At 46.0% G+C, this 1,585-nt stretch carries 1 pseudogene; it reads right to left on the minus strand.

Annotated features, from left to right (window positions below):
* A pseudogene (locus VN105_RS22495) lies at nucleotides 1-987 on the minus strand (ABC transporter ATP-binding protein); the annotation flags it as partial.
* Between the last annotated feature and the right edge of the window lie 598 nt (nucleotides 988-1,585).

Here is a 1,585-nt window from a genome sequence, read left to right on the forward strand (position 1 = left end):
AAACCGGATAAGGATTCCCTGGAACGTAGTACGCAATTGCCGGAAAGAGCCCGCAAGAAAAGCCAGGTCGCCAATACTGAGATGCCCGTGGATCGTTTGCAGGATAATGATCACATAAGCGGCATAATATCCAGCGGAGCCCACTATGGCAAAAATGGTTCCCCATATGGAATCCCGGATCTGCAACGTTTTTTTATCGATATAAAATTTATTGGAGATGGATTTAAAACGGTTCACCAGGAAGTTCGAAAGATCAAACACTTTCACTTCTTTCGCAGTTTCGTCACTGGCGCCGAGATAGCGGATATAATCCAGCTCGCGCCTGTCGGATGTTTGGCCCCAGGCCAGTTTGTAATACAGGTCGTTGAAATGCGATTCATTCAGGAAGGCCGGGATCACTGCCAGCAACAGTAACAATATGAGCCAGGGATTGAAAAGCACAAGTCCTGCTGCAAGGAAAACAATCGTAATAATATCCTGTACCTGGCTCAGTGCCTGCGCCAACAGCACAGTTCTGCCACTGGTTTGCTGCCGGGCGCGTTCCAGTTTATCATAAAACTCCGCATCTTCAAACTGGTCGAGATCCAGCTTGGCGGCATGTTCCATAATTTTCACGGAGGTGTGGTTGGCAAACAGATCGCCTAAAAGGCTATCCAGCAATGAAATAGCGCGACCTAGCGCGTCGGATATAATGGCCAGGCCCAATTCCATTGCTACCAGTTGCCATAGCCACGTGGTAGAATGCCCCGGGTCTTTGGAGATATGTACTACCTGGTCAATAATCAGCTTGCCCACATACAACAAGGAAAGCGGCATGGTAGCCTGGGCTATTCTCAGCACCGTGTTGGCAATAGCCAGTCCGGGACTGGTTTGCCATACCATCCGGAAAAATGCCGGTAAATTACGAAGAGCGGTCAGCCGCTCCCTGAAGGTTAATTTTTCATCTTTTCCCGAACGTTTTTTCCGGGGATTTGCCATTGCACTCATGAGGGTAATTTACGAAAATTGCCTTGCTGAACGTATAAGCGTATTGTGTAAAAGGATTTTGTATTTTTGATTTTCATGTGAATAAACCGGAATGCTATGTTATTATTGATCGTTTCCTTACTGGTAGCCTGTTGTGTGATCGTTGCCGGCGTTGTATACGCGGTAAATGAGCAATCCAAACAATGGGCGGCATCAGAGAATTAATACTGCGTCCATATTGCAGCAGGAGTGGCCCCCCGCCTTCGGCGGGTAAATTGTCCCGGAGCAGGATTGTGATGATTATGCTGATTTGTTTGATTTTATTTTTGCGGTTAACTGTGGAAGTATAAAACAGCATGGACAGAATAACCGGGACTGAGGAGCACCTGCAATTATTTTTGCGGCAACTTTGCCCGTTGAAGTATAAAACAGCATAAACGGAAATAACCTGCGCCCTGTCTTCAAATAAGAAACGCCCGCCATAGTTTTGAATACCTGCCACCGGATGAAAGCATATATATTTTTACTGGCTAATAAAAGTTATCAATAGGGGGATACGCCGCGTAGCTGCGTTATACCAGCGTATTGAAGCTTTATTTAATTAGCATTTATTGATATG

This window comes from Chitinophaga sp. (assembly GCF_035564935.1).
In the GTDB taxonomy this organism is placed as follows: domain Bacteria; phylum Bacteroidota; class Bacteroidia; order Chitinophagales; family Chitinophagaceae; genus Chitinophaga.